6 protein-coding genes are annotated in these 3,681 nt (G+C 61.4%); 3 read left to right on the top strand and 3 right to left on the bottom strand.

Going from position 1 to position 3,681, the window contains the following annotated elements; translation table 11 throughout:
- Positions 1-228: 228 nt before the first annotated feature.
- A complete protein-coding gene (locus DT057_RS34260) occupies positions 229-429 on the bottom strand; it encodes a hypothetical protein (protein WP_128566464.1) in 201 nt (66 codons plus the stop codon).
- Between the two features lie 246 nt (positions 430-675).
- Between DT057_RS34260 and DT057_RS34255 the strand changes: the two genes are divergently transcribed.
- On the top strand, positions 676-1,095 hold the full coding sequence (locus tag DT057_RS34255) for a DUF5681 domain-containing protein (RefSeq protein ID WP_128566463.1): 420 nt from the start codon (positions 676-678) through the stop codon (positions 1,093-1,095).
- A gap of 47 nt (positions 1,096-1,142) precedes the next feature.
- Complete coding sequence (locus tag DT057_RS34250) at positions 1,143-1,358, top strand: hypothetical protein (RefSeq protein ID WP_128566462.1); 216 nt, start codon at positions 1,143-1,145, stop codon at positions 1,356-1,358.
- Between the two features lie 240 nt (positions 1,359-1,598).
- On the opposite strand, the gene DT057_RS34245 is transcribed toward DT057_RS34250, so the two are convergent.
- Positions 1,599-2,672, bottom strand: a complete 1,074-nt coding sequence (locus DT057_RS34245) for an alpha/beta fold hydrolase (protein WP_128566461.1) — start codon at positions 2,670-2,672, stop codon at positions 1,599-1,601.
- A gap of 294 nt (positions 2,673-2,966) precedes the next feature.
- Here DT057_RS34245 and DT057_RS34240 point away from each other — a divergent pair, with 294 nt between their 5' ends.
- Positions 2,967-3,347 (top strand): nuclear transport factor 2 family protein, encoded by a 381-nt coding sequence (locus DT057_RS34240; protein ID WP_128566460.1) that lies wholly within the window; start codon positions 2,967-2,969, stop codon positions 3,345-3,347.
- A gap of 127 nt (positions 3,348-3,474) precedes the next feature.
- Here DT057_RS34240 and DT057_RS37120 read toward each other — a convergent pair.
- Positions 3,475-3,681 (bottom strand): DNA recombinase (locus DT057_RS37120; protein WP_244937432.1); only part of this gene is annotated, 207 nt, incomplete at its 5' end.

Below are 3,681 nucleotides of genomic sequence, written 5' to 3'. Positions count from 1 at the left end.
GCCAGGAGATCTGTGTTGATCTGATTGGCGTACGTTGTAACTAGCACAGCGGCGTCGTCGCCCGCCTTGAGTGCCTTGCCAAGCGGCTCGGTGTGAACATCACCGGCTGACTGCCAGGACTACCACAGCTTCCGAGGATGTCTCCAGGATCTTTCACACCGCGGCGCCGAAGTGCGCTCAGGCCAGCGTGACCAGCAGGAACGCGACTTCGATGCCCACTCGGAGTTCTCACGTGATACGCCGTTCCAGGTGTGCCAAGGCCTTGGCCACCTGAGCGCCGCCGCTCGTCTCCGTCGTGGAGACTGCCAGCGCGCGAAGCCGTGTCCTGAATGCCGCTGGGTTGAAACCATCCGCCTTCAGTTGCGAGATCAAGCCGATGAACGCCAGCTCGAGGGCATCGAGGCGTGCAGAGGCATCATCCGTCGACATCGATTGCTCCCTATCCGGGCACGCTCTGGAGCAGAGCTGCGCCTATGATCAACCTATCAACGTCTCCCGCCACTCCTGGATCAGCGCCTGCACCTCGCGCCGCTGTCACTGCCCTTTTGTGGGTGGCTCGGAGACAGGTTCGTGCGTTGTTGCTGAATGTCGCGGCTGCATCCCCGGTGAATTTGCAGCAACCCGGTCGCAGGCGAGCAGATAATGATCTATCTAGTAGGTGAGTAGAGTTCGGACATGGCTGTGCGCGGCAGAGCATTTCAGAAGGGGCAGAGCGGCAACCTCAAGGGCAAGCCGAAAGGTGCTCGCCACAAGACCACCCTCGCCATGGAGGCTCTCCTGGCGGGCGAGGCGGAGGGGCTGACCCGCAAGGCGATCGAGATGGCGAACGACGGCGACACCGTCGCTCTGCGCCTCTGCCTCGACCGCCTCCTACCGGCCAGGAAGGACCGTCCGGTGCCGTTCGCCCTGCCGCCGATCGAGACCACCGCCGACCTCACCAAGGCCACTGCCGCCCTGCTGCAGGCCGTCGCCACGGGCGAGCTCACCCCGAGCGAGGCGGCCGAGCTCGGCAAGCTGGTGGACGCCCACGTCAAGGCGATTGAGGTCACCGACATCCAATCCCGCCTGGAAGCCCTGGAGGCTGCGAAGCGATGAACCGGAACATCGAGAGCCGAGTCCGCAAGTTGGAGAAGGAGGTCAACATGAACGACCTGCGCAATCTCACCGACCAGGAGTTGGACAGCCTCATCCTTGGCGAGCTCGGCGCCATGACTGCCGAGCACGGGAGCATCATGGGCGCGGTGAGTTTCTATCGCAGCTTGGGCCTGCCTGATTTCGACGCGCACGCCGACCTCATCGAGAATTCTATTCCCGTGTTCCAGGAAATGATTGAGCGCCGGCACTCGGCAGAGGCTTAGGTCTGAACTCAATAAGCCTGGCTTTGCAGAGGCTGCTTTCGACCTCTTGAGGACACTTGGCTTGCCGCGGCCGAAGGTCCGGATGTGGTCAGGAGTGCGCATGAAGCCTGTTTGGTCATGCGTCTGTAGCGGACCCCTGAGCCCGACAACGGAGCTGCCCCTTCGCGTACACTGCCGCCACTGGGACGTACTCGCCAGCATCTCGGGAGCGGACGCTATACCACGCTGATCGCGGATGAACTACATGGCTCGTTTCGGAGCGGCTTGCAGGAACTCTTGGAGCTGCTGCTTGTAGAACTTGGCGAAGCCCGTGGTGCCGTGGCCGGCGGTCTCAGCGCTGGCCGGTATCAGGTACAGGCGCCCGCTCTTAAGGCGCTTCATCTCGCGCTCCATGATCCCTGTCTCAGGTGGGTTGCGCTCGTCGTCCGCAGAGTTAATAGCCAGCACTGTCGCTTCGATCTTCTCAAGGCCTGCAGAGGGATTGTAGCTGCGCGACGACTCCCACTGATAGATGTAATCGTTGGCGTCTGCATTAAACGGCGCCGCCAAACGAGCATCCACAAGCTTGTTGGCCAGCTCACCTGTCGGCCCCTGCTTTTGCAGGGCCAGCGTGCCGCCGCTGGTGGCCAGAGCAAAGAAGACGTTGGCGACCCGCAACGACGGCGGCTGGGTCGTGTACTCGCCATCGGCGTAGGTTGGGTCGCGCCGGATGGTCTCGATCAGGAGCCTGCGCAGCATCCAATTGCGGCTCCCCATCTCGCTCGGCTGCGACGCCATGGGGATGAGGGCGTCCATGAACTCGGGATGCTTCACGCCCAAGATCCACGCGTGCATGCCTCCCATTGAGTTGCCGATGATGAGTCGAACGTGTTTGAGGCCGAGATGCTCCTTGAGCAGCTGGTACTGCGCTTCGGCCATGTCGTCGTAGTTGTATCTTGGAAATTTTGTCTTCAATCCATCTGAAGGCTTCGACGACTTTCCATGGCCGATCGCGTCCGGGATGATGATGTAGTACTTGGCCGCATCGAGCGGCTGACCAGGACCGAACAGCTCGCCAGCGAACCCAGGCGTCAGCATGCTGGCTGCCGAACCGGTGGTGCCATGCAAGACGACCACTGGTTCGCCGTTCGGATCTCCAACCGTGGTGTAGTGCAGACGCAGCTCCGGCAGAATTTCGCCGGTGTGGAACTTGAAGCCTTTGATCGTCCAGTCACCCTCCCTGGGCGCTGGGTAGTCTGCGGCGAGCGCTGCGAGAGCAATCAACGACAAGGCCGCGCCCGCGGTTGCGGTCCGCAACAGACTCAAGACTCGCATTTGGTTTCCTCGCCAGCATCGGTTTTTATTGGAACGGCTAAGCTAGTATCGCGCCGCCAGCTTCGATGAGCAATAGGCGGGGCGACTGACCCAGACGCTGACCCTCGCCTCGTTGTCGGCTATGCGTCAGGAGCGAGCCTTTAGGACGCAGAGCCTGAACCGCTCCTTCCCACCCCGAGCGGTCATTCGGTGTTCCCGCTGCAATGGCTCTCCTATTCCAGCCGGACAGGTAGGTCCCGGCCAGCGCGTGGTACAACGGTTCCACATCAGCGGTGATGCTCAAGGAGGCTCGATATGGACGGTCGAGAAATTCGAGCGGCACTGGATCACCACTGGGCCGCGTCCGACGCAAGCGATTTCGAGGAAGAGCACAAGATCTATTGGGAGGATGCTGTGCTGGAATATCCGCAGTCAGGTGAGCGCATCCGCGGACGGCAAAAAATCCAGGCATCTCGCGCTGCACAGCCAAACCGAAAACACTTCACCGTGCGTCGGATCGTCGGCGCAGGCGATCTCTGGATCACCGAATACGTTCTGACCTACGATGGGCGGCCGTCTTACACCGTGAGCATTATGGAATTCCACGATGGCAAAGTAGCTCGTGAGACCCAGTATTTCGGCGATCCGTTCGAGCCCGGCCCGTCGCGCGCGCATTGGGTCGAGCAAATGCCTTAGACTCTGGTCATCAAAGCGGATGACCACTGGAAGAGAACCGGCCACACTGGCTCCGTCTTTCTGCTGTGGACGGATGGTTTGATCCCAATGACCGTTGCTCACCCGCAGCGGCCTTCCAGGTTCGCGTTCACAAGAACCTGTCCCCCGAGTGCCCTTTGAAGGCGTTTGCCCGCCGAATGTAGCCGGCGACCGTCCGGGTATCCCAGTGCCCAGACTGGTCCATGATCCTGGCAAGGTCAGCGCCGCGCTCGGCTGTCATCGCCGCCAGAAAGCTTGAATGCAGATGGGGGAAAGCGCCACCTAACGCTTGCTCGCCGCCTTCCTGCGCGGCTTC

It is taken from the genome of Methylobacterium crusticola, from assembly GCF_003574465.1.
GTDB classification, from domain to species: domain Bacteria; phylum Pseudomonadota; class Alphaproteobacteria; order Rhizobiales; family Beijerinckiaceae; genus Methylobacterium; species Methylobacterium crusticola.
This window is presented reverse-complemented; position numbering and strand designations above follow the sequence as displayed.